The sequence below is a fragment of the Pseudonocardia aurantiaca genome (assembly GCF_039526725.1).
In the GTDB taxonomy this organism is placed as follows: Bacteria; Actinomycetota; Actinomycetes; order Mycobacteriales; family Pseudonocardiaceae; genus Pseudonocardia; species Pseudonocardia aurantiaca.
This window is the reverse complement of sequence record NZ_BAAAJG010000001.1, coordinates 358,910-380,429: the sequence shown is the minus strand read 5'-3', so window position 1 is coordinate 380,429 and position 21,520 is coordinate 358,910. Positions and strand designations below refer to the sequence as shown.

General features: G+C 72.5%; 19 protein-coding genes and 1 pseudogene. 16 read left to right on the top strand and 4 right to left on the bottom strand.

Annotated elements, in window-relative coordinates; translation table 11 throughout:
* The first annotated feature begins 129 nt into the window (after window positions 1-129).
* The 6 genes and pseudogenes from purN (at window position 130) to ABD143_RS01730 (ending at window position 7,063) form a co-directional block, all read left to right on the top strand.
* Window positions 130-777 (top strand): phosphoribosylglycinamide formyltransferase, encoded by a 648-nt coding sequence (purN, locus tag ABD143_RS01755; RefSeq protein WP_343970142.1) that lies wholly within the window; start codon window positions 130-132, stop codon window positions 775-777.
* A 47-nt stretch (window positions 778-824) separates the two neighbouring features.
* Window positions 825-2,390 (top strand): bifunctional phosphoribosylaminoimidazolecarboxamide formyltransferase/IMP cyclohydrolase, encoded by a 1,566-nt coding sequence (purH, locus tag ABD143_RS01750; RefSeq protein ID WP_343970258.1) that lies wholly within the window; start codon window positions 825-827, stop codon window positions 2,388-2,390.
* A 180-nt stretch (window positions 2,391-2,570) separates the two neighbouring features.
* A pseudogene (erm, locus tag ABD143_RS01745) lies at window positions 2,571-3,311 on the top strand (23S ribosomal RNA methyltransferase Erm); the annotation flags it as partial.
* Between the two features lie 173 nt (window positions 3,312-3,484).
* Window positions 3,485-4,270 carry a hypothetical protein gene (locus tag ABD143_RS01740; protein ID WP_343970136.1) on the top strand — a complete coding sequence of 262 codons (786 nt, stop codon included), beginning with the start codon at window positions 3,485-3,487 and terminating at the stop codon, window positions 4,268-4,270.
* Window positions 4,271-4,272: 2 nt separating this feature from the next.
* Window positions 4,273-6,330, top strand: a complete 2,058-nt coding sequence (locus ABD143_RS38460; RefSeq protein WP_486362827.1) for a DNA polymerase Y family protein — start codon at window positions 4,273-4,275, stop codon at window positions 6,328-6,330.
* A 199-nt stretch (window positions 6,331-6,529) separates the two neighbouring features.
* Window positions 6,530-7,063 (top strand): acyltransferase, encoded by a 534-nt coding sequence (locus tag ABD143_RS01730; RefSeq protein ID WP_343970134.1) that lies wholly within the window; start codon window positions 6,530-6,532, stop codon window positions 7,061-7,063.
* A 131-nt stretch (window positions 7,064-7,194) separates the two neighbouring features.
* Here the strand turns inward: ABD143_RS01730 and ABD143_RS01725 are convergent, their stop codons facing one another.
* The 3 genes from ABD143_RS01725 to ABD143_RS01715 form a co-directional block, all read right to left on the bottom strand.
* On the bottom strand, window positions 7,195-8,199 hold the full coding sequence (locus ABD143_RS01725; protein WP_343970132.1) for a zinc-binding dehydrogenase: 1,005 nt from the start codon (window positions 8,197-8,199) through the stop codon (window positions 7,195-7,197).
* Between the two features lie 41 nt (window positions 8,200-8,240).
* The gene (locus tag ABD143_RS01720; RefSeq protein ID WP_343970129.1) at window positions 8,241-8,858 is read right to left on the bottom strand and encodes an NADPH-dependent F420 reductase; all 618 of its coding nucleotides are present in this window, start codon (window positions 8,856-8,858) and stop codon (window positions 8,241-8,243) included.
* A 222-nt stretch (window positions 8,859-9,080) separates the two neighbouring features.
* Entirely contained in the window at window positions 9,081-10,520 is a 1,440-nt protein-coding gene (locus tag ABD143_RS01715) for a M28 family peptidase (RefSeq protein ID WP_343970126.1), read from the bottom strand.
* A gap of 74 nt (window positions 10,521-10,594) precedes the next feature.
* On the opposite strand from ABD143_RS01715, the gene ABD143_RS01710 reads away from it, so the two are divergent.
* Both ABD143_RS01710 and ABD143_RS01705 read left to right on the top strand, forming a co-directional pair.
* Window positions 10,595-10,978: a MerR family transcriptional regulator gene (locus ABD143_RS01710; protein ID WP_343970123.1), complete on the top strand. Its 384-nt coding sequence runs from the start codon at window positions 10,595-10,597 to the stop codon at window positions 10,976-10,978.
* Window positions 10,975-11,316: a thioredoxin family protein gene (locus ABD143_RS01705; protein WP_343970120.1), complete on the top strand. Its 342-nt coding sequence runs from the start codon at window positions 10,975-10,977 to the stop codon at window positions 11,314-11,316. The genes ABD143_RS01710 and ABD143_RS01705 overlap by 4 nt, the downstream gene beginning before the upstream one ends.
* Here the strand turns inward: ABD143_RS01705 and ABD143_RS01700 are convergent.
* Window positions 11,306-11,848 carry a P-loop nucleotide/nucleoside kinase family protein gene (locus ABD143_RS01700; RefSeq protein WP_343970118.1) on the bottom strand — a complete coding sequence of 181 codons (543 nt, stop codon included), beginning with the start codon at window positions 11,846-11,848 and terminating at the stop codon, window positions 11,306-11,308. The genes ABD143_RS01705 and ABD143_RS01700 overlap by 11 nt on opposite strands.
* 89 nt (window positions 11,849-11,937) lie before the next feature.
* Here ABD143_RS01700 and ABD143_RS01695 point away from each other — a divergent pair, with 89 nt between their 5' ends.
* The 8 genes from ABD143_RS01695 to ABD143_RS01660 all read left to right on the top strand — a co-directional run bounded on the left by ABD143_RS01695 (window position 11,938) and on the right by ABD143_RS01660 (window position 21,200).
* Window positions 11,938-15,288 (top strand): error-prone DNA polymerase, encoded by a 3,351-nt coding sequence (locus ABD143_RS01695; protein WP_343970115.1) that lies wholly within the window; start codon window positions 11,938-11,940, stop codon window positions 15,286-15,288.
* Window positions 15,289-15,429: 141 nt separating this feature from the next.
* A complete protein-coding gene (locus ABD143_RS01690; RefSeq protein WP_343970112.1) occupies window positions 15,430-15,951 on the top strand; it encodes a YlcI/YnfO family protein in 522 nt (173 codons plus the stop codon).
* A 73-nt stretch (window positions 15,952-16,024) separates the two neighbouring features.
* Complete coding sequence (locus ABD143_RS01685; RefSeq protein WP_343970110.1) at window positions 16,025-16,870, top strand: DUF4097 family beta strand repeat-containing protein; 846 nt, start codon at window positions 16,025-16,027, stop codon at window positions 16,868-16,870.
* A gap of 196 nt (window positions 16,871-17,066) precedes the next feature.
* Window positions 17,067-18,275 (top strand): cytochrome P450, encoded by a 1,209-nt coding sequence (locus tag ABD143_RS01680; RefSeq protein WP_343970107.1) that lies wholly within the window; start codon window positions 17,067-17,069, stop codon window positions 18,273-18,275.
* A gap of 478 nt (window positions 18,276-18,753) precedes the next feature.
* The gene (locus tag ABD143_RS01675; protein WP_343970105.1) at window positions 18,754-19,353 is read left to right on the top strand and encodes a pentapeptide repeat-containing protein; all 600 of its coding nucleotides are present in this window, start codon (window positions 18,754-18,756) and stop codon (window positions 19,351-19,353) included.
* Between the two features lie 54 nt (window positions 19,354-19,407).
* Window positions 19,408-20,262 carry a bifunctional methylenetetrahydrofolate dehydrogenase/methenyltetrahydrofolate cyclohydrolase gene (locus ABD143_RS01670; RefSeq protein ID WP_343970102.1) on the top strand — a complete coding sequence of 285 codons (855 nt, stop codon included), beginning with the start codon at window positions 19,408-19,410 and terminating at the stop codon, window positions 20,260-20,262.
* Between the two features lie 60 nt (window positions 20,263-20,322).
* The gene (locus ABD143_RS01665) at window positions 20,323-20,622 is read left to right on the top strand and encodes a DUF3017 domain-containing protein (RefSeq protein ID WP_343970099.1); all 300 of its coding nucleotides are present in this window, start codon (window positions 20,323-20,325) and stop codon (window positions 20,620-20,622) included.
* Window positions 20,619-21,200, top strand: a complete 582-nt coding sequence (locus ABD143_RS01660) for a carboxymuconolactone decarboxylase family protein (RefSeq protein WP_343970096.1) — start codon at window positions 20,619-20,621, stop codon at window positions 21,198-21,200. The genes ABD143_RS01665 and ABD143_RS01660 overlap by 4 nt, the downstream gene beginning before the upstream one ends.
* Window positions 21,201-21,520: the final 320 nt, after the last annotated feature.

Genomic DNA, 21,520 nt, shown 5'->3' with positions numbered 1-21,520 from the left:
AGCCCTGAGCGGGGCCTCGCTCGTGGCCGTCCGGCTGGCACAGGGGGCGCCGGAGGCGGTGTGACCTGCGCCGCGGCCTACCCTGGAACGGGTCAGAGCCGATTCCAGGACCCGTCGAGGAGCTCCCGCTTGCCCGCGTCGCAGAGCCGTTCGTACCGGGTCGAGATCCCCGATCCGGCCCGGGTGGTCGTGCTTGTCTCCGGATCGGGCACCCTCCTCCAGGCGCTGCTCGACGCGGCCGCCGAGCCCGGTTACCCGGCCCAAGTCGTCGCAGTGGGGGCCGACCGCACCGGGATCGAGGGGCTCGCCCGCGCCGAGCGAGCCGGTGTGCCGACCTTCTCCGTGCGCGTGGCCGACCATACCGACCGCGCCGACTGGGACGCCGCCATCGCCAAGGCCGTCGCCGAGCACCGGCCGGACCTCGTGATCAGCGCCGGTTTCATGAAGATCCTGGGGCCCGGTTTCCTCACGGCCGCAGGCGCGCCGATGATCAACACCCATCCGGCGCTGCTGCCGTCCTTCCCCGGCGTCCGGGGAGTGGCCGACGCCCTCGCGTACGGCGTGAAGGTCACGGGGGCGACCGTCCACATCGTCGACGACGGCGTGGACACCGGCCCCGTGCTGGCCCAGAGCGCAGTGCCCGTCGAGCCTGACGACACCGTCGAGGCGCTGCACGAACGCATCAAGATCGAAGAGCGACGCCTTCTCGTGGGCGTCGTCGCCGCGCTGGCCCGGAAAGGGGCCACCGTGACCGGACGAGAGGTGACCATCCCGTGAGCGAGCTTGCTAGTGAACCGTTGGTGCCGAGCGAGCTTGCGAGCGAAGTGTCCGCGCCGCGTGAGCGTCGCCCGGTCAAGCGGGCGCTGATCAGCGTCTACGACAAGACAGGCCTGCTCAGCCTGGCCACGGGGCTGCATGCGATGGGCGTCGAGATCGTCTCCACCGGCTCCACGGCCCAGCGCATCGCCGACGCCGGCGTGCCGGTCACCCCCGTTGAGCAGCTCACCGGCTTCCCGGAGTGCCTCGACGGGCGGGTGAAGACGCTGCACCCGCGAGTGCACGCCGGACTGCTCGCCGACACCCGCAAGCCGGAGCATCTGGCGCAGCTCGCCGAGCTGGACATCGCCCCGTTCGACCTGCTCGTGTCGAACCTCTACCCGTTCACGGAGACGGTGGCATCCGGAGCCACACCTGACGAGTGCGTCGAGCAGATCGACATCGGAGGGCCCGCCATGGTGCGGGCGTCGGCGAAGAACCACGACAGCGTGGCGGTGGTCGTCGAGCCCGCGCGCTACGACTGGGTGCTCGAGCGGGTCAAGAACGGCGGGTTCGACGTGGCCGACCGCAGGCGGCTCGCGGCGGCCGCCTTCCGGCACACGGCCAGCTACGACGTGGCGGTGGCGTCGTGGATGGGGAGTGTGCTGGCGCCCGAGGCCGACGGGGGCGTGTTCCCGTCGTGGGTGGGCGCCACGTGGGAGCGCTCGGCCACCCTGCGGTACGGCGAGAACCCGCACCAGCAGGCGGCGCTCTACGTCTCCGGGCAGCCCGGCCTCGCGGCCGCCGAGCAGTTGCACGGCAAGGAGATGTCCTACAACAACTACGTCGACGCCGACGCGGCGTGGCGGGCGGCGCACGACCACGACACCCCGTGTGTCGCGATCATCAAGCACGCCAACCCGTGCGGCATCGCGGTGGGCACCGACATCGCCGAGGCACACCGCAAGGCCCACGCCACCGACCCGGTGAGCGCGTTCGGTGGGGTGATCGCGGCCAACACCGAGGTCAGCGTGGCCATGGCGGAGCAGGTGGCCGAGGTGTTCACCGAGGTCGTCGTTGCGCCGGGGTTCGCGGACGGCGCGCTGGAGGTGCTCACCCGGAAGAAGAACGTGCGGGTGCTGCGGCTTCCGGTGGCGCCGGGCCGGGGCGGGGCCGAGATGCGGACGATCTCCGGCGGGTTGCTCCTACAGCAGCGCGACGTGCTCGACGCACCCGGTGACGACCCCGCGGCCTGGACGCTCGCCACCGGCGAGCCGGTGTCCGACGAGGTGCTCGCCGACCTCGCGTTCGCGTGGCGGGCGTGCCGGTCGGTCAAGTCGAACGCGATCCTGCTGGCGTCCGGCGGGGCGGCAGTCGGGGTCGGGATGGGCCAGGTCAACCGAGTGGACGCGGCACGGCTAGCGGTCGCGCGCGCCGGCGACCGGGCCCGCGGCTCGGTGGCGGCGTCCGACGCGTTCTTCCCCTTCCCCGACGGCCTGGAAGTGCTGCTCGAGGCGGGTGTCCGGGCGGTCGTGCAGCCGGGTGGATCGGTGCGCGACAACCTGGTAGCGGAGGCTGCAGCCGCCGCGGGCATCCCCCTCTACCTGACCGGCACCCGGCACTTCGCCCACTGAAAACCGGTGGCGGCCACCGCTACCGTGGTCGCCATGGGTTACGGCTTCGGCTTTACGCGGCTGCGCTTCGTCTCTCGGACGCCGCGCCGCTGATCCTCGCCCCCTCGGGGGCTCGTTCCGCCGTGCGCGCGCCGTCCGATCCGGATTCCCTTCCCGGTCGACGCGAAGCGCAGGTCAGTCATGCCCTCACACCGCCATGCCGTTGGCGGCCGCCACGAACTCGGTCAGAACTTCCTCGTCGACAGGCGCGTGGTCACGCGCATCGCGGGGCTGGTTCCGGCCGGGCCCGTCCTCGAACTCGGCGCCGGTGACGGCGCCCTGACGCGGCAGCTCGCCGCCCGGCCCGGCCCGGTCACCGCCGTCGAGCTGGACCCCGGCCGCGTCGCGAACCTCCGCCGCACGTTCGGTGACCGTGTCCGGATCGTGCACGCCGACATGCTGCGGTTCCGGCTCGACAGCGCGCACCATGTCGTCTCGAACGTGCCGTTCGGCATCACCACACCACTGCTGCGGCACCTGCTCGGGCAGCGAGCCTGGACGAGCGCGGTGCTGTTGCTGCAATGGGAGGTCGCGCGCAAACGGGCCGCGGTCGGCGGCACCACACTGCTTACGGCGAGCTGGTGGCCGTGGTACGAGTTCGCCCTCGCCGGCCGCGTGTCGTCGGTCGCCTTCCGGCCCCGTCCCGCCGTGGACGGGGGCATTCTCGTGATGCGCAGGCGGGAGGAGGCGCTGGTCGCGACCGCTGAGCGGGCCGCGTACCAGCAGTTGGTGCGGCAGGCGTTCAGCGGCGACCGGTTGCTCCCGGCGCTGCGGTCCATGCCGGGGGCCGGGCGGTGGGCGCTCGCGCAGGGTCTCGAGCCGGCGGTGCGCCCGCGGGACCTGACCGCGCAGCAGTGGGCGGCGCTGCACGCGGCGGCCGGTGCCGCTGCTCCCGGTGCCGCTGCTCCCGGTGCCGCTGCTCCCGGTGCCGCGCCCGCCCGTCGTCAGCGCACGGCCCGAACTCGGCTTGCGCGTCGAGGAGGCGCCAGCTAATCTCGAACATGTGTTCGACTCGCCGACTTCCCCGCGGCGCGGACCCCGTCGGGGAGGCATGTGTGGGTGGAGCAGTGGCAACCGGCGCGGCGGAAGCGCGGGCTGATCCCGCGAGCCGGCTGGAGCTCGCCAGGGGGTTGCTGCGCCGCGCGGAGGGCCGCACGGAGAACGTACAGCCGCTTGCCGTCCCCGTTCCAGGGCTCGACGGCCGGGTCCTCCCGGTCGCCGAGCCGCTGGCGGGGCTGCTGCCGGGCGGCGGCCTGCGCCGGGGCACCACGGTCGCCCTCCCGTCCGCGCCGGCCACCACGTCGCTGCTGCTCGCGCTGATCGCCGAGAGCTCGGCGGAGGGGGCGTGGGTCGGGGTGGTCGGGAAGCCGGAGCTCGGGCTGCTGGCCGCTGCGGAGGCCGGGATGCAGTTGGAGCGGCTGGCGCTGGTGCCACATCCGGGCACTGACCTGCTGGGCGTGACCACCGCGCTGCTCGACGGGCTGGACGTCGTGGTCGTGTCTCTCGGTGGCCGTCCGGCCGTGCGGGCGGCCGACCGGCGGCGGCTGGAGGCCAGGGCCCGGCAGCGCGGTGCCGTGCTGGTGGCGCTCGGCCAGTGGGACGGTGCGGACGTCGAGCTGAGCTGCGCCGAGGCCCGGTGGCACGGGCTCGCAGCAGGCGCGGGGCGGCTGCGTGCCCGGGAGGTCAGGGTGCGGATGCGCGGGCGGGGCATCGCCCCGGGCGGACGGTCGGCCCGGATGCTGCTCCCGGCCCGCGGCGGCCGGGTGACCGCGGCGTCCCCGGTCGCATCGTCTCTGGTCGCGGCGGACACCGCCCCCGACACGGTGCAGGCGGTGGGGTGAGGATGCCGGCGCCGGTGGAGGAGGAGAAGGAGCCGGGAGTCGCCCGGGTGCTCGCGCTGTGGTCGCCCGACTGGCCGGTCATTGCGGCGGCCATGGCGGCGCACGTCCCGGCGCACCGGCCGGCGGCGGTGGTCGTGGCGGGCCGGGTGCTGGCCTGCTCCGCGCTCGCCCGGTCGCAAGGGGTGCGCCGCGGGCTGCGCAGGCGGGAGGCGCAGGCGCGGTGCCCCGAGCTGGCGGTGCTCGACCGCGACCCCGATCGCGACGCTCGCGCGTTCGAGCCGGTGGTCGTCGCGGTGGAGGAGCTGGCTCCGGGTGTGGAGGTCGTGCGGCCGGGGTTGGTGGCGTTGCCGGCGCGCGGCCCGGTGGGGTGGTACGGCGGCGAGCAGGCGGCCGCGGAGGCGCTGGTCGACCAGGTCGCCGCCCGCACCGGCGCCGAGTGCCAGGTCGGGATCGCCGACGGGCTCTTCGCCGCGGTGCTCGCGGCCCGCCGCGGCCTCGCCGTCGCGCCGGGCGACACACCCCCGTTCCTCGCGTCGCTCGGCGTCGAGGAGCTGGACCGCGAGCCCGACGTCGACCGCTCCGAGCTGGTCGGGCTGCTGCGCAGGCTGGGCCTGCGCAGCTTGGGGGCGTTCGCGGCGCTCGACGCGGAGGACGTCGGGTCCCGGTTCGGGGCCGACGCCGTGCTCTGCCACCGGCTCGCCCGCGGCCTCGACCCGCGCCCGCCGGTGCGCCGCACGCCGCCGGAGGAGCTCACCGTCGAGGTGGAGCTGGACCCACCCGTCGACCGCGTCGACGCCGCGGCCTTCGCTGCCCGCGGGCTGGCCGAGCGGCTGCACCGCACGCTGGCCTCCCACGGGCTCTCGTGCACGCGGCTCGGTGTCGTCGCGCGCACGGTGGGGGGTGAGGAGCTGCGCCGCGTGTGGCGCTGCGCCGAGCCGCTCACGCCGTCGGGCACCGTCGACCGCGTCCGCTGGCAGCTCGACGCATGGCTCACTAACCGCCGCCGCTCCGCGGCGGCGGCGTTCGCCAAGGCTGCTGCGTCTGATGGCGGGCTCGCAAGCTCGCCCGGGGGAGGAGGCGCGGGCGCAGTGGGGCGGCTGTGGCTGGTGCCGGAGGAGACGGTCACCGCAGGCGCCCTGCAGCTCGGGCTGTGGGGCGACGTCGGGGAGTCCGACGAGCGCGCCGGCCGTGCGTTGGTCAGGGTGCAGGCGCTGCTCGGGCCGGAATCGGTGGTCACCGCCGTGCTGGTGGGCGGCCGCGACCCTGCCGGACAGATCCGGTTCGTGCCGTGGGGCGACGACCGTGACCTCGGGCTCGCTGCCCCCGCGGTCCACCAGGGAGCGGGGGAGCCTGTCGGCCGCGGCGACGGGGACCAGGCAGCGGGGCCGGCTGTGGCCTGGGGCGCACCGGAGCCGGGTGGTGGCGGCGTGAGCCGTATCGAGGACCGGCGGTCGCGTGTGGCCGGGTTCGAGCCGGGTGGGGAACCCGGCCCGGACGAGGCTGGGCCGGGGCGGGGGGCACATCGGCCGGCGGGGAATGCGGCCGGGCCGCTCGTCGCGCCCGCCGGGTGGCCGGACGACGTCATCCGGCGCACCGGCCGCGTCTCACCCGTCGGTCAGGCCGCCGACAGCACCGCCGACAACGCGGAGGGCGAGCGGAGGCGTCCCACCAACCGGCGGCGCCGCGTCGCCGTCCCGCGCTCGTCCAGCGGGCGGGCCGCAGTGCCCGATGCGCCGCCGTCGTGGCCGGGCCGGGCGCCCGCGCCGTCCCCGGCGGTCGTGCCCCCGCAGCCCCTCCCGGCCGAGCTGATCGACGCCGCCGGCCGGCCGGTGCGGCTCACCGCGCCCGACCTGCTCTCCGCGCCACCGGTGCACGTCGTGGTCGACGGCGGGGAGCCGCAGCCGGTGGTCGGGTGGGCCGGGGTCTGGCCGGTGCGACAGCGGTGGTGGGCGCCCGACGGCATCGATGCCGGTCGGCTGCAGGTGGACGTGTCCGGAGGGCCGCCGCTCCTCCTGCTCGCCCGCGAGGGGAGGTGGTGGGTCACGGGCGTCTACGACTAGCAAGCCGGTGCGCAGGGGGGTGGAGATCGAGCTGCTCGGCCTCGTCCCGGTAGCGCTGATAGCTCAGGCGACCTCGGGTCACGGCGGCGAGCAGCACGGCCCCGCCGGCAGCGCCGAACGGACGACCCCCACTTGTCCTCGGACGCGTGCCGCTCCAAGCTGAACCCCCAAGCTCCGCCACTCTGATGAGGAGCTGCTGATGAAACTCCTGGATCGGATGCTCCGCGGCAGGGTCGACCGGCTGGTGGCCGAGTCGCTGGCCGAACAGTTGGAGAAGGAGCAGCTCGACGCGCTGTACCGGTACCGCGTGCACAGCGACCGCGCACGCCTGCAGATCCACCCCACCGCAGTGGTCAACAACGCCCTGTTCAACACCGGCGGCGGCACCATCACGGTCGGTGAGTACGCCTTCTTCGGGCACTTCGTCGCCGTGTTGGCGGGCGGGCACGACATGGAGAAGTTCGGTAGGGAACGGCAACTCGCGATCCCCCGCACCGGCCACGACATCGTCATCGAAGACGGCGTCTGGCTGGCCTCCCACGTCCTGGTGCTCGGGCCGTGCACCATCGGCGAGCACGCGGTCGTCGCAGGCGGTTCGCTGGTGCGCCACGACGTGGAGCCTTACACCGTCGTCGCCGGCCGGCCCGCGACGGTGGTCCGGAGGCTGACACCGCCCCAAGGCGCCGTCCGCCGTCCCCCGGCACGTCCAGCTTCGGGTGCGCCGCCTACCTAGTACCTAGTACTCCGCGCCGCAAGTCCACCACATATCTCGACGGCCAAGCTCCTCGCTGAGCGCGCCGGCGAAACGCCCGGAGTTCCGGACATGCCCACCGTCGCTGTGGCCGTCACAGGTAGCGGCGGCTACTAGGGGCGGACGAGGACGGTGCCGACCTTGCCGGGCCGTACCGCGTGCTCCACGGCGTTGACCAGCTCGCCAAGGCCGTACGTTGCGGCCACGTCGAACTGGTCCTGGAGCGCCAGCGCGATCTGCTTCGCGGTGGCAACGTCGGATGCCCGCCTCTCGGCGGAGGCCTCGGACAGCCACCGGCCGATGTGCTTGCCCCGCAGCGTCAGCGCCTTGTTCAGCAGCGTCGACGTATGCACCGAGATCGGCTCCTCGGCGATCAGCCCGTAACTGACCAGCTTCCCGCCCGGCGTCAACAGGTCCAGAAGGCTCTCCGCCAGCTTCCCGCCGATTGGGTCGAAGGCCGCACTTATCGGACGGCCGCCGACTGCCTTGCGGACCTCGTCGGCCCAGCCCGGATGCTCTGTCGCCACGACCGGCACGTCCGGGAACCGCTTGCGCAGCTCTGCGGCACCGCGCTCGCTGCGGACGAGGTTGACGAGCGCCAGGTTGTGGAACTGGGACACGCCCGTCACCAGCCGCCCGACCGACGAGCCTGCGGCGGTCTGCACCAGAAAACCGTCGTATCCGAAGGCCTGGTGCTCCTCCGCCTCACGGCGCAGCATCACCGTGGTGAGCGGGTTCACCAGCATCTGCGCGGCGACCTCGTCCGGCAGCTCGTCCGGTACGGCCACGACCACGTCGGCATCCGCCACGATCCACTGGGACCACGCCCCGGGCTGGGGGAAGACCGTTACTCGGCCGCCGACCTCGACATCCGACGCCACGCGCGTTCCCGGGCCGATCGCCTCCACCACGCCGGTGGCCTCCACGCCGGCCGGAACCGGCGTTGCCGCCTTCCCTGGGTAGGCCTCGATGGCCTGGAGATCACCAGGGTGCACCGGGAAGGCCGTGGTGCGGATGAGGACTTGGCCGCGCTCGGGCGCTGCCGGCTCCGGCTCTTCGGTGACGGTCAGGACGTCGGCGGGCAACCCGCCACGGGTGTAGGCGACACGACGGTTCATGATTCTCCTCCCGCGCGCTGGTGTGGGGCTTGGCCGGGGCGTCAGCCGACGTCCTGCAGCAGCAGGTGCTTTCCGCTGAGTACACCGTCCAGCTGCATCAGCCGCCCGCCCTCACGCAGACCGCCAAGGTCCAGGGCGGCGAACCCGAATTCGTCCAGCAAGCCGGCCACGGCTGCCTTCGCGTCGGCGTCGTCGCCCGCATAGAAGGCCACTAGCCGTCCTTCGGCATGCCGGGGGTCCGCGGCGATGAACGGGCCGTACAGCGTGTTGAGAGCCTTCACGACCCGGGCGCCGGGAAGGTGGCTGGCAACCCACTCGCTGCCCGTGAGGTCACCGACGTCGTACCGGCCCCGGTAGGGGTTGGCCGCTGCGAACTGATTCGTCGTGTCGACGACGATCTTCCCGGCCCAGGTGGTGGTGCCCGTCAGTTCCGGCGCGGCGAAGAACGGCACCGAGAGGAAAACGAGCTCTGGCTCCGCCGCCTCCTCAGCCGTTACTGCGCGGGCCTGCGGCCCCAGCCTGTCAACAAGGGCTTCGAGAGTCTTGGGGCCCCGGCTGTTGCCGATGAGCACCTCATGGCCGTGGCGGATGGCCTTGTCGGCGACCGCCTGTCCCACCGGTCCCGCGCCCAGTACGCCAATGGTGCGGTGTGTGCTCATGGTGTTCGTCCTTGATCGTGTGCAAAGACTGCGCGAGCTGTCCGGCATCGACTCGTGCAGCCGATCCGGCGGTGTGTTCCCTGCAGAGGGAACCGTGCGCCTCCGCTCGTCAAGTGATCCACCACCCCAGCCGACGCCCTCGCTGCCGGCGGGAGTCTTCGGCGTTCCCGTTCCGCGGGACGGATAGTCAGCCGATTCTGCTAGACGGTCCGGCTTGGGAGCTCAGCCGTTCGCGAGCTCTTCCGTCGACAGCGCGAACCGGGCCACGGCCGCGGCCACCGCGTCGCTGTTGCGGTCGAGAGCCGTGTGGTCGATCGCCTCGACCCGGTCGCAGGCCTGGTGATAGCAGGCGTCGTACGGCTGGCCCGCGGTGCCGCCGTGGAGCATCGCCTGCTCGGATGTCTTCGGCTCTCCCGCCCCGGTGAACAGCCCGCCCGAGGGGATTCCGGCCGCGATGAAGGGGCCGTAGTCGGATCTGCCCGTGAAGTCCGTGCTCGATGCCGTCACCCCGGCGCCTGCGAGGCCCTCGATGAGCGCACGTTCCACTGCGGCGGAGCCGGGCGGCCCCGCGCCCGCACCCTCGCGGTCGGAGTCGTCGCCGTCGTAGACCATGTAGGAGGTGTTGGGGGAGGCCACCATGTCGAGGTTGAGGTAGAGCGCGATCCGGGCGCGCTCCTCCTCAGAGAGCCCCTGCACGTACCGGCTGGAGCCGACGAGGCCGACCTCCTCGGCGCCCCAGAAGGCGAACCGCACTGCGTTGGTGACGGGCGGTGCGCCGCCGAGACGCACGGCGGTCTCCAGCAGCGCGGCCGTTCCGGAGCCGTTGTCGTTGATGCCGGGACCTTCCGGCACGGAGTCGAGGTGGCCGCCTGCCACCACGACCTCGCCGGGGTCGCCGGTGCGGGTCTGGGCCAGCACGTTGCGGCTCTGGGTCTCCTCCACGGTCGTGGCGAGCGTGAGGGTCACGGATGCGCCGGCGCGCCCGGCCAGGGCGTCCCCAGCCGAGCGGCTCACCCCACCCGTCGGCACCGCGCCGGTGGTCTGCTCCCCGAGGCTTCCGTCGGCGAGCGGCACATCGTCGGTGTTGATCACGATGACGGCTGCGGCGCCCGCCGCCACGGCGCCCGCCACCTTCTGGGCGAAGGTGCAGGTGCCGCGGCGGACGAGCGCGACCGATCCCGGTGTCACCGCGGCCGCGTCGGTGGGTACGCAGCCCTGCCCGGTCATCACCGTGAGCGGGCCGGTCACCCCGCCCTGCGGGGTCGCGGGCGAATAGACCAGCGCCGTCACGTCGACGGGGCCGCCGTCGACTGTCAGCCGCTGTTCCTGGGCCGAGAACCGGCGGATGGTGAAGCCGGGCGTCTGCACGTCGTAGCCGGCGTCGCGCAGCACCCCCGCGACGTACTCGACGCTCGCGTCGTAGCCCGGTGTGCCCAGAGCGCGGTTGCCGCCGTTGGCCTCGGCGATGCGCTGCAGCTCGATGAGGTGCACCAGCGCGCCGGCGCCGGTGACGTCGGCGACGAGTCGGGCGGGGAGCCCGGGGTCCGGCTGCGGCGTGGGCGTGGGCGCGGTCTCGGGTGGAGGCGCTGGAGCGGGGGCCGTCGTCGTGCCGCACCCCAGCGCCGTCACCGCCACCAGCAGGACCGCCCAGATCGTCCTCATTCCGGCAGTGTGCCCGGTGCGGGCGTAAATTGCGGTTGGCATTGCCGTCGGCGTCAAGGTTTAGCGTCGGAGCCGTGCGGATCGGAGAGCTGGGCCGCCGGGCCGGGGTGAGCACCCGGACGCTGCGCCACTACGAGGACATGGGGCTGCTGCCGGCGCGCCGCCGGGCCAACGGCTACCGCGAGTACGACGACCACGACCTGCGGGTCGTCGCCGAGATCCGGTCGCTGGTGGACCTCGGGTTCGCGTTGGAGGAGACCCGTCCGTTCGTCGAGTGCCTGCGAGCGGGCCATCCGACGGGCGTGAGCTGCCTGGCCTCGCAGGAGATACAGCGGCGCAAGATCGCCGAGGTCGACGCGTGGCTCGGGCGGTTGCACGCGGTCCGCGACGAGCTCGCCGCCCAGCTCGGCACCCCGCCCGTTCCGCGGTGCGCCATCACCACGAGGGAGACCACATGATCACCACCGTCACCGATGCCACGTTCGATCGGCTGGTGCTGCGCGCCGAGCTGCCCGTGCTGCTCGACTTCACGGCCGATTGGTGCCCGCCCTGCCGGATGATCAAGCCGGTGCTCGCGGAGATCGCTGCCGAGCAGGAGGGGCGGCTGCTCGTCGCCCAGCTCGACGTCGACGAGAACCCGGCCACCGCCGTCGCAGCGGGCGTGCTCGGGATGCCGACCCTCAACCTGTACGTCCGGGGCGGGGTCGTCGCACAGATCGTCGGGGCGAAGCCGAAGGCGGCGCTCATGCGCACGATCGCCGAGCACCTCCCGGCCGTGGTGGCGCTCAGTCGCTAACCTCCGCCAGCACGGCTGTGGCCAGGCTGGCCACCGGCTGCAGGCCGTCGAGCACGGTCGTGTCGGGTGGGAGCTGCTCCTTGGCTTGCGCGCAGAGCTCGATCTGCGCCTTGCACCAGGCCCGGACGGCCGCGTCGCGCTCGGGGTCGCCCGGCAGGAGGGTGCGGGTGTCCATCCGGCGGGCCAGCTCGTTGGCCGGGACGTCGAGGTAGAAGTGCCGGGCGGGGATCCCGGCCTGCCGCACCGTCTCGAAGATCTCCTCGGCGTAGCCGGCGGTCACCAGCGTCATCGGCACGAGCAGCGGCCTCCGGTACTCCTCGACCAGCCCGACGGCCATGGCCGCGACCTGCCGCCGCCACAGCGGGAGGTCCTGGAAGTTGCCCGTGGGTGCCTCGACGATCTCGCGCAGGACGTACCCGATGTGCTCCGGGTCGAAGACCAGGGCGTCGGGCAGCCTCCGGTGCAGTTCGCCGACGAGGGTGGTCTTGCCGCTGCCGAACGCGCCGTTCACCCACACGATCACGTCAGCCACCCTGGCACACCCGGTGTCGCCGGTCGCGTGACGAGGTTCCCCCTGGCGGGTGGTTGAGCCGATCATCGAACACGTGTTCGAATTCTGGCATGGGCTGGAACAACCCCGACGTGCCGTGGAGCGAGCTGGAGGCGGTGCTCTCCGGGCGTCCGCACGACGGCGGGAGCCTCGTCGGCGGTCCGGATGCCGACGGCGGGGACAGCCCGGCGTGGTCGCGCAAGCGGGAGCCGTACACGCCGCCGCCGCAGCTGCCGCGGCCCGAGTCGCACGTCCCGTACGCGGAGCTGCACTGCCACTCCAACTTCAGCTTCCTCGACGGCGCGAGCCACCCGGAAGAGCTGGTGGAGGAGGCGGCGCGGCTGGGGCTGGACGCGATCGCGCTCACCGACCACGACGGCATGTACGGGGTGGTGCGGTTCGCCGAGGCGGCGGCCGAGCTGGGCGTGCGCACGGCCTTCGGCTCGGAGCTGTCCGTCGGGCTGACCGCCGCGCAGAACGGGGTGGCCGACCCGGAGGGGAGCCACCTGCTGCTGCTCGCCCGCGACCCCGACGGCTACCGCGCGCTGTGCCGCACCATCAGCGCCGCGCAGCTGCGCGGGCAGGAGAAGGGGCGCCCGGTCTACGACTTCGACGAGATCGTCGCCGACACCGCAGGCCAGGTCCTGGTGCTCACCGGCTGCCGCAAGGGCACGGTGCGTCAGGCGCTGCGGAGCGGGGGGCGGGACGCCGCGGGCAAGGAGCTGCGCAGGCTCGTCGAGCGGTTCGGGGCCGACCACGTGGCCGTCGAGCTCACCTATGCGGGGCTGCCCACCGACACCGAGCTGAACGACGCTCTCGCCGAGCTGGCCCGCGACACCGGCCTCCCCACGGTGGCGTCCACGGCGGCGCACTACGCCACGGCGCCGCGGTTCCCGCTGGCCACGGCGCTGGCGGCGGTGCGGGCCCGGCGCAGCCTCGACGAGATGGACGGCTGGCTCCCGCCCGCCGGCACCGCCCACCTGCGTTCCGGGGCGGAGATGGCAGGCCGGTTCGACGCGCGCTACCCGGGCGCGGTGGCGATGGCCGCCGAGATCGGGGCGGCGTGCGCGTTCCCGATCGACCTGGTGCGGCCCGAGCTGCCGCCGTTCCCCACTCCCCCGGGCCACACCGAGGAGAGCTGGCTGTGGGAGCTGGTCATGCGGGGCATGGCGCAGCGCTACGGCAGCCACGCCGAGTACGGGGAGGCGCTCGAGACGGTCCACCGCGAGTTCGCGATCATCCGGATGCGGAACTTCGCCGGCTACTTCCTGATCGTCCACGACATCGTCGAGTTCTGCCGCAAGTCCGACATCCTCTGCCAGGGCCGCGGCTCGGCGGCCAACTCGGCGGTCTGCTATGCGCTGGGCATCACCAACGTCGACGCCGTGCGCCACGGCCTCCTGTTCGAGCGGTTCCTCTCCCCGGCCCGCGAGGGCTACCCGGACATCGACCTGGACATCGAGTCGGGCCGGCGCGAGGAGGCCATCCAGTACGTCTACGAAACCTACGGCCGTGGCTGCGCGGCGCAGGTGGCCAACGTGATCACCTACCGGCCGCGTTCCGCGGTGCGGGACATGGCGAAGGCGCTCGGGTTCTCCCCGGGCCAGCAGGACGCGTGGAGCAAGCAGATCGAGCGCTGGTACGGGCCGGTCGGCGAGACGGCCGCCGCGCCCGCCGGGATGCCCGACCAGGTCGTCGGGCTGGCCAACGAGCTGCTCGGCTTCCCCCGCCATCTCGGCATCCACTCCGGGGGCATGGTCATCTGCGACCGGCCGGTGTCGGAGGTGGTGCCCGTGGAGTGGGCGCGGATGCCGGGCCGCACGGTCGTCCAGTGGGACAAGGACGACTGCGCCTACGCCGGGCTGGTCAAGTTCGACCTGCTCGGGCTGGGCATGCTCACCGCGCTGCACCTGATGATCGACCTGGTCGCCGAGCACCACGGGCGCAAGATCGAGCTGCACGAGCTCGGGCAGGACGACCCGAAGGTCTACGAGATGCTGGCGCGCGCCGACTCCGTCGGGGTGTTCCAGGTGGAGTCGCGGGCGCAGATGGCCACGCTGCCCCGGCTGCGGCCGGAGAAGTTCTACGACCTGGTGGTCGAGGTGGCGCTCATCCGGCCCGGCCCCATCCAGGGTGGTTCGGTGCACCCTTACATCCGCCGCCGCAATGGCGCCGAGTGGAAGCACGACCACCCCCTGCTGTCGAACGCGTTGGACAAGACGCTCGGCGTGCCGCTGTTCCAGGAGCAGCTCATGCAGATCGCCGTGGACGTCGCCGGGTTCTCCGCCGCCGACGCCGACGAACTGCGCCGCGCGATGGGCGCGAAGCGGTCGGAGGAGAAGATGGAGCGGCTGCGCGACCGGTTCTTCGTCGGCATGGCAGCCAACGACGTCACCGGCGAGGTCGCCGAGGGGATCTTCGCGAAGATGGTGGCGTTCGCGAACTTCGGGTTCCCGGAGAGCCACGCGATCAGCTTCGCCTCGCTCGTCTACTCCAGCGCCTGGTTCAAGCTCTACTACCCGGCGGCGTTCTGCGCGGCGCTGCTCAACGCGCAGCCGATGGGCTTCTACTCGCCGCAGTCGCTGGTCGCCGACGCTCGGCGGCACGGGGTGCTCACCCGCGGCCCCGACGTCAACCTCGGCGCGGCGGACGCCGTGCTGCAGCCCGACGCGCTGAGCACCGGTGGTCAGGCGATCCGGCTCGGCCTGGCCGAGGTGCGCGGCATCGGCCACGACCTGGCCGAGGAGATCGAGGCCGAGCGTGAGCGCGGCGGCCGCTTCGGCGATCTCGCCGACCTCGCCCGCCGGGTGCGGCTCACCGTCCCGCAGGCCGAGGCGCTCGCGACGGCGGGCGCGTTCGGCTCCTTCGGCGTGGACCGCCGCTCCGCCCTGTGGGCCGCGGGCGTGGTGGCCGCCGTGCGCCCTGAGCAGCTGCCCGGCACCGCGGTGGGGCTGGACGCGCCCGCCCTGCCCGGCCTCACCGACGTCGAGATCACCTCCGCCGACGTGTGGGCCACCGGCGTCTCACCGGACAACCACCCCATGGCTCACCTGCGCGAACGGCTCGACGCGCTCGGCGCCGTCCGCATCGACCGGCTGGACGCGGTCGCCAGGCACGTCCCGCCCGGCGATCCAGAGCACGTCATGCCCCGGGTGCTGGTCGGCGGCCTCGTGACGCACCGGCAGCGGCCCGCCACCGCCCGCGGCGTCACGTTCGTGAACCTCGAGGACGAGAGCGGCATGCTCAACGTCACCTGCTCGGAGGGGCTGTGGGCCCGCTATCGCACGGTGGCGATCGGCAGCACGGCGCTGCTGGTGCGCGGGCGGCTGGAGCGCAGCCCGGAGGGGGTGCTCAACCTGGTGGCCGACCGGTTGCAGCGGCTTGTCCTCGCCGTGCCGGTGAAGTCCCGCGACTTCCGCTGATCCAGCCGCCGCGGCCTGTCTTCCGCCGCGGCCGCTCCTGACCAGCGCTTTTCGTCCAAGACGTGCCAGATGGTGTCACGTGGCACCCGATCTGAGCCACTATGGCTTGCATTGGTGCCATGGCTGTGCCATTGTCACGCCATGGACTTGACCCCGCACGTGAGCAACCTCGGACGTGAGTTCGCCACCCTCGCCGAAGCCGGCGGCGACGAGGCTCGTGCGTTGGTCGAGCGCCTGACCGGGTCGCTGGAGTCGGCGATCCGGATGACGTTGCTGGATGCGTTGTCTGCCGCCGCGGACGAGATCACCCGGGACCTGGCCCCGGGTTCGGTGGAGTTGCGCCTGCGCGGACGCGACCCGAACTTCGTCGTGACCGCGCCGCCCGCCGAGCCGGTCGAGGACGCGGCCGAGGACGATCCGGCAACGGCGGATGGCGGCGCACTGATCGCCGAGGACGGCCCGAGCTCGCGGATCAACGTGCGCCTCCCGGAGCAGCTCAAGGCCGCGGTCGAGGAGGCCGCCGCCAGGGAGGGGCGTTCGGTGAACGCCTGGTTGGTCCGTGCGGCCTCGGCCGCGCTGCAGCGCTCCGACCGCGACCAGCGCCCCGAGCAGCGCGGCAGCGGCAAACGGACCCAGCAGCGCTTCACCGGCTGGGTGCGCTAGCCGCACCGCGCTCCACCACACCACGTCCCCGACCTGCGGGGACGTGTCACCTGCCCACGATGAGGGGACAGCCATGCCCAATTTCGAGACACCCGAACCGATTTCCGTCACGCTCGAGCTCGGCGTCGGCAATGTGCGGATCACCGCGAGCGACCGCACCGACACCACCGTCGACGTGCGCCCGAGCGACGAATCCGATGAGTCGGACGTGCAGGCCGCCCAGCGGGTCCGCGTCGACTATGTGAACGGGGTGCTCCAGGTCAAGGGGCCGAAAGCGCGCGGTTTCGACTTCTCCCGCAAGACCAGGTCTGTGGAGGTGTCCATCGACCTGCCCGGCGGTTCGCAGCTGTCCGGTGAGGTGCAGGTGGGGGACCTCAGCGGCACGGGCCGGCTCGGGGAGTGCAGGTTCGAGACCTCCGCCGGGCACGTCCGGCTCGAGCGGACCGGTCCGTTGCGTGTGGACACCGCCGCCGGTCACGTCACCGCGGACGGCGTCGCGGGCAACGCCGAGATCTACACCGGCTCCGGGAAGGTCCGCATCGGCGAGGTCGAGGGCTCCGTGGTCGTCAAGAACTCCAACGGCGACACGACGATCGCCGCGGCCACCGGCGACGTGCGAGTGCGCTCGGCGAACGGCGACATCTCCGTCGACCGGGCCGGCGCGGGTGTCGAGGCGAAGACGTCCAACGGCAGCATTCGCCTCGGCGAGGTGGCCCGTGGCTCGGTCGAGCTCGGGACCGCGATGGGCGACCTGGAGATCGGCATCGCCGAGGGCACCGCCGCACGGCTGGACGTGAACACCAAGTTCGGGCAGGTGCACAACCAACTGGACAACACCACCGGCCCCTCGGCGTCCGACGAGACCGTCGAGGTGCGCGCGCGCACCTCGTTCGGCGGCATCACGATCCGACGTTCCTGAGGAAAAGCCATGCCGCGGACCACGACGCCACCGACCCCCTCGGGGGTGGGGTCGGTGGCGATCGAGGCCCAGTACGGCCGGATCGAAATTGGCGTCCGCCTTGTCAATTGTCGCCATACACCTGGGCAAGCGTCCTTCTGCCGATAAGGCAGCCACTCTGAATGCAACACGTACTACCACGATATGAGGAATGGCGATGAGTGAATCCGTCCACACCGTCACGACCATGCCGACGGCGCGTCAGCCCGGCTGCCCCTTCGATCCGCCCAAGGAGCTGATCCAGGCCCGCGAGCACGGCCCGATCAGCCGCTACCCCTTCCCCGACGGGCACCAGGGCTGGCTGATCACCGGATACGACCTGGTCCGGACGGTCCTGGCCGACTCGCGGTTCAGCTCCCGCAAGGAGCTCATGCTCCATCACCCGTTGATCGACTACTCCGGCTTCGAGGTCCCTCCGGCGCCGCCCGGCGAGTTCCTCCTCATGGACGAGCCACAGCACAGCCGCTATCGGAAACCGCTGGTGGGCAAGTTCACCGTACGACGGATGCGACTGCTCACCGAGCGCGTCGAGCAGATCACCGCCGAGCACCTGGACGCCATGGAGAAGGCCGGGCCGCCGACGGACCTGGTGACCGCATTCGCCACGCCCATCCCCGCCATCATGATCTGTGAGCTGCTCGGGGTGCCCTACCAGGACCGAGGCTCCTTCCAGAAGAACGTCGAATCGTTCATGAACGGGGAGACCAGCGACGAGGACATGATCGCGGCCTACACCGCGACCCAGACCTACCTCGCGGAGCTGGTGGCTGCCAAGCGGGCGAACCCCACCGACGACGTGCTCAGCGACCTCACCGACAGCGATCTGACCGATGAGGAGCTGAGGGGGATGAGCCTGATCCTGCTGGCGGCCGGGCTCGACACCACCGCGAACATGCTGGCGCTGGGCACCTTCGCGCTGCTGCGCAACCCGGCGCAGCTGGCCGCGCTGCGCGCCGACCCCGCGCTCGCCGACCGGGCCGTGGAGGAGCTGCTGCGGTATCTGACCGTCGCCAAGACGTTCATGAGGACGGCGCTGGAGGACGTCGAGTTGGGCGGCCAGACCATCAAGGCCGGTACGGCGGTCATCGCGTCGTACCACACCGCCAACCGCGACCCCGAGCGCTTCGCCGATCCCCACGTGCTCGACCTCAGCAGGCAGGACGGCGGGCACCTGGCCTTCGGCCACGGCATTCACCAGTGCCTGGGCCAGCAGCTGGCCCGCGTCGAGATGCGGGTCGCGTTCCCCGCGCTGGTCAACCGCTTCCCCACGCTGCGCCTGGCCGTACCGGCTGAAGAGGTTGGCCTGCGCCCGGAGACCGCGGACATCTACGGGGTGAAGAGCCTCCCGGTCACCTGGGACGTGTGACCGCGCTTGAGAACAGCGGCACGGCTGTGACGATCTTGGGGTGAGGAGGGCCTTCGGATCTCACTTGGGGCAACGGCCGAATCCCGCTGCCAGGCAACTGCTCTCTTCGGCCTGATGACACGAGTTGAGACTGATCTTGGGTGACATCGAATGAGATAACGACGAACACCCAGGTCAGACAAAGTCAATATGTCGTCGGCGGCGAGACCCTAGACGCCGACCGCAGGGGCGGGACCCCAACCAGGCTCTGCACACACATACGCGTCCAGCCTTTCGCCCGCGGGGCAGTGAGATGAGCAGGAGAGCTACTTGATCGTGACTGAACCGCTCTGATGTTCATCTCACGGCGGCACCCGGTGCGTATATGTGTGCAGAGCCTGTGGTGAGCGGGCACCGAGAACGGCAACGACCGGTGCAAGGAATGGGCGGGTGCGATGGCCCGGCAGGACCGTCGGGGTCGGGTGGAAGGCTCGCCGCCGTGGACGACGACGCCGAGTACACCGACCTGGACCTCTCCGACGTCAGGGCGGGCGAGGAGCCGTGGCGGAGGCGCCGGTTCGTCCGATGCCGGTTCACCGAGGCCGATCTGCGCGGGCTGGTCACCGAGTCGTGCTCGTTCGCCGAGTGCGACTTCACCGACGCCGACCTGGGCGAGTCCACGCATCGCGGCACCGCGTTCCGCACCTGCACGATCCACCGGGCCACGCTGCAGGGGTCGGCGTTCCGGGGCTGTTCGCTGCTGGGCTCGTCGCTCATGGACTGCCGGCTCCGCCCGATCACCCTCACCGACTGCGACCTGACGCTCGTCGCGCTCGGCCGCGCCGACCTCCGCAAGACCGATCTGTCCGGGCTGCGCCTGCGTGAGGCCAACCTCGTCGAGTCCGACCTCCGTGAGGCCGACCTGCAGGGCGCCGACCTCACCGGGGCGCGCCTGCTGCACACCCGCCTGGAGGGCGCCGACCTGCGCGGCGCCCGCATCGACCCGGACGGGCTCGTGCAGGCCCGGTTGACCGGCGCCACCATCGACGTCGAGCAGGCCATCGCGTTCGCTGCGGCCAACGGACTGCGTGTCACCTGAGCCTTTCCCCGCACGACTGCTCCCGCCACTCGCGCCGACTGCGAGGATGGGGGTGTGACGGCGACGGTGATGGACGGCAAGGCGACGCTGACGGAGATCCTCGGCGAGCTGACGGGACGGGTCGAGAAGCTGCAGGCCGCCGGTGTGACGCCGGGTCTGGGAACACTGCTGGTCGGCGACGACCCCGGCTCGCGCGCGTATGTGCGGGGGAAGCACCGCGACTGCGCGAAGGTCGGGATCACCTCCATCCAGCGGGAGCTGCCGGCCGACGCCACCCAGGCCGAGGTGGAGCGCGCCATCGACGAGCTCAACGCCGATCCCGCCTGCACCGGCTTCATCGTGCAGCTCCCCTTGCCGAAGGGCCTCGACGCCGGCGCCGCGCTGGAGCGGATCGACCCCGCGAAGGACGCCGACGGGCTGGCGCCGGTGAGCCTCGGCCGGCTCGTCCTCGGCGAGCCGGGCCCGCTGCCGTGCACACCGCGCGGGATCGTCGAGCTGTGCCGCCGCTACGGCGTGGAGCTCAACGGGGCGCGCGTCACGGTGGTCGGCCGTGGCGTCACGGTGGGCAGGCCGCTCGGGCTGCTACTCACCCGGCGCAGCGAGAACGCCACCGTGACGCTCTGCCACACCGGCACCCGCGACCTCGCGGCCGAGGTGCGACGCGCCGACGTGGTGGTTGCCGCGGCGGGCGTGCGGGGGCTGATCACGGCCGACATGGTCAAGCCGGGGGCCGCGGTGCTCGACGTGGGCGTCACGCGCACCGACGCCGGGCTGGTCGGCGACGTCGCCCCGGACGTGGCCGAGGTGGCCGGGCTGCTCGCGCCGATGCCCGGCGGCGTCGGCCCGATGACGCGCGGGATGCTGCTGACGAACGTGGTGGAAGCGGCCGAACGGAGCTTGCCGGCGTGAGCATCGATACCGAACGGAGCTTGCCGGCGTGACCATCGATACCGAACGGAGTGTCGGGGTATGACCGGAACACCACTCCGCTCGAAGCTCCCGCTGCATGCACCGCTCGCGCTGGTGCTGCTCATCGCGGCGGCGGGGATGGTCCGGGTGCTCACCCAGCACTGGCGCGAGGGCGCGGTGCTCCTCGGCGGGGCGATGATCGTCGCCGCCGTGCTGCGCGCGGTGCTGCCCACCGACCGCGTGGGGCTGCTCGCGATCCGCAGCCGCCCGATCGACGTGCTCTGCTACGGCGGGTTCGGCGTGGTGATGTCGATCGTGGCCGTCCAGATCACGGCGAGCCTGCTCAACGGCGGATCATGACGCAGCGGCGGCTGCGCCCGCTGCGTCCCGACGAGCTCGACGCCGAGCAGCGTGAGGTGCTCGCCGCGCTGTCCGATCCCCCGGGCCGGGTGCAGCGCGACCCTGACGGCAGCCTGCAGGGCCCCTTCGACGCGATGCTGAGGGCGCCGCGTTCCGGTGCTGCGCTGCAGGGTGTGGGCGCGGCGCTGAGATATCGGAGTGTGCTGCCTGAGCGGGTCCGCGAGCTGGCCACGCTGCTGGTGGCCGCCCACCACCGCAGCGCCTACGAGTGGCACGCGCACGCCCCGCTCGCCGCGGCCGCGGGCTTGCCCGACGAGCTGGTGGCGGCGGTGCGTACCGGCGGCCCGGTCGAGCCGGCCGACCGCGCCGAACGGGCCGCGGCGGCGGCCGTCGGCCAGCTTCTCGAGACCGGCGACCTGGACGACGAGAACTGGGCCGCCATCACCGGCGCGCTCGGCGAGGCAGGCGCGGTCGAACTGACCACGCTGGTCGGCTACTACTCGCTGCTCGCCATGCAGTTGCGAACGCTGCGGGTGCCGCTCCCAAACGGCGCGGCTCCCGTCGACTTCCCGGCGTGATCGGGGGATTACCGACCATACGGCGAAGCTACAGCGCCGTACCGCCCCGCCGGCGAACATGACGTAGAAGAGACCGATCAACAGGCCGGGACAGGGCGCCGGGGCGCCTGTGTCACGCCTGACCGTCGACGCCACGCCGGCGCCTCATCCGGGCGATCTCGCCCCGGATCGGCAGCCAGTAGTAGGGGATGAAGGCGGCGATCACCGCCACGCCGAGCGGAGGAACCAAGATGCCCAGCAGGGTTCCGGTGGCGAGCCAGACGAGGGCGAGCTGGAAGCGCCGGCCGACGGCTTTCGCACCCGCGGAATCGATGCTGCCG

What these genes read in the sequence shown, in the direction of transcription:
- ABD143_RS38460 (WP_486362827.1), top strand. Translation starts at nt 4,273, where the DNA reads ATGCCGGCGCCGGTGGAGGAGGAGAAGGAGCCGGGAGTCGCCCGGGTG.
- ABD143_RS01730 (WP_343970134.1), top strand. Translation starts at nt 6,530, where the DNA reads ATGAAACTCCTGGATCGGATGCTCCGCGGCAGGGTCGACCGGCTGGTG.
- ABD143_RS01725 (WP_343970132.1), bottom strand. Translation starts at nt 8,199, where the DNA reads ATGAACCGTCGTGTCGCCTACACCCGTGGCGGGTTGCCCGCCGACGTC.
- ABD143_RS01720 (WP_343970129.1), bottom strand. Translation starts at nt 8,858, where the DNA reads ATGAGCACACACCGCACCATTGGCGTACTGGGCGCGGGACCGGTGGGA.
- ABD143_RS01715 (WP_343970126.1), bottom strand. Translation starts at nt 10,520, where the DNA reads ATGAGGACGATCTGGGCGGTCCTGCTGGTGGCGGTGACGGCGCTGGGG.
- ABD143_RS01705 (WP_343970120.1), top strand. Translation starts at nt 10,975, where the DNA reads ATGATCACCACCGTCACCGATGCCACGTTCGATCGGCTGGTGCTGCGC.
- ABD143_RS01695 (WP_343970115.1), top strand. Translation starts at nt 11,938, where the DNA reads ATGGGCTGGAACAACCCCGACGTGCCGTGGAGCGAGCTGGAGGCGGTG.
- ABD143_RS01690 (WP_343970112.1), top strand. Translation starts at nt 15,430, where the DNA reads ATGGACTTGACCCCGCACGTGAGCAACCTCGGACGTGAGTTCGCCACC.
- ABD143_RS01685 (WP_343970110.1), top strand. Translation starts at nt 16,025, where the DNA reads ATGCCCAATTTCGAGACACCCGAACCGATTTCCGTCACGCTCGAGCTC.
- ABD143_RS01680 (WP_343970107.1), top strand. Translation starts at nt 17,067, where the DNA reads ATGAGTGAATCCGTCCACACCGTCACGACCATGCCGACGGCGCGTCAG.
- ABD143_RS01665 (WP_343970099.1), top strand. Translation starts at nt 20,323, where the DNA reads ATGACCGGAACACCACTCCGCTCGAAGCTCCCGCTGCATGCACCGCTC.
- ABD143_RS01660 (WP_343970096.1), top strand. Translation starts at nt 20,619, where the DNA reads ATGACGCAGCGGCGGCTGCGCCCGCTGCGTCCCGACGAGCTCGACGCC.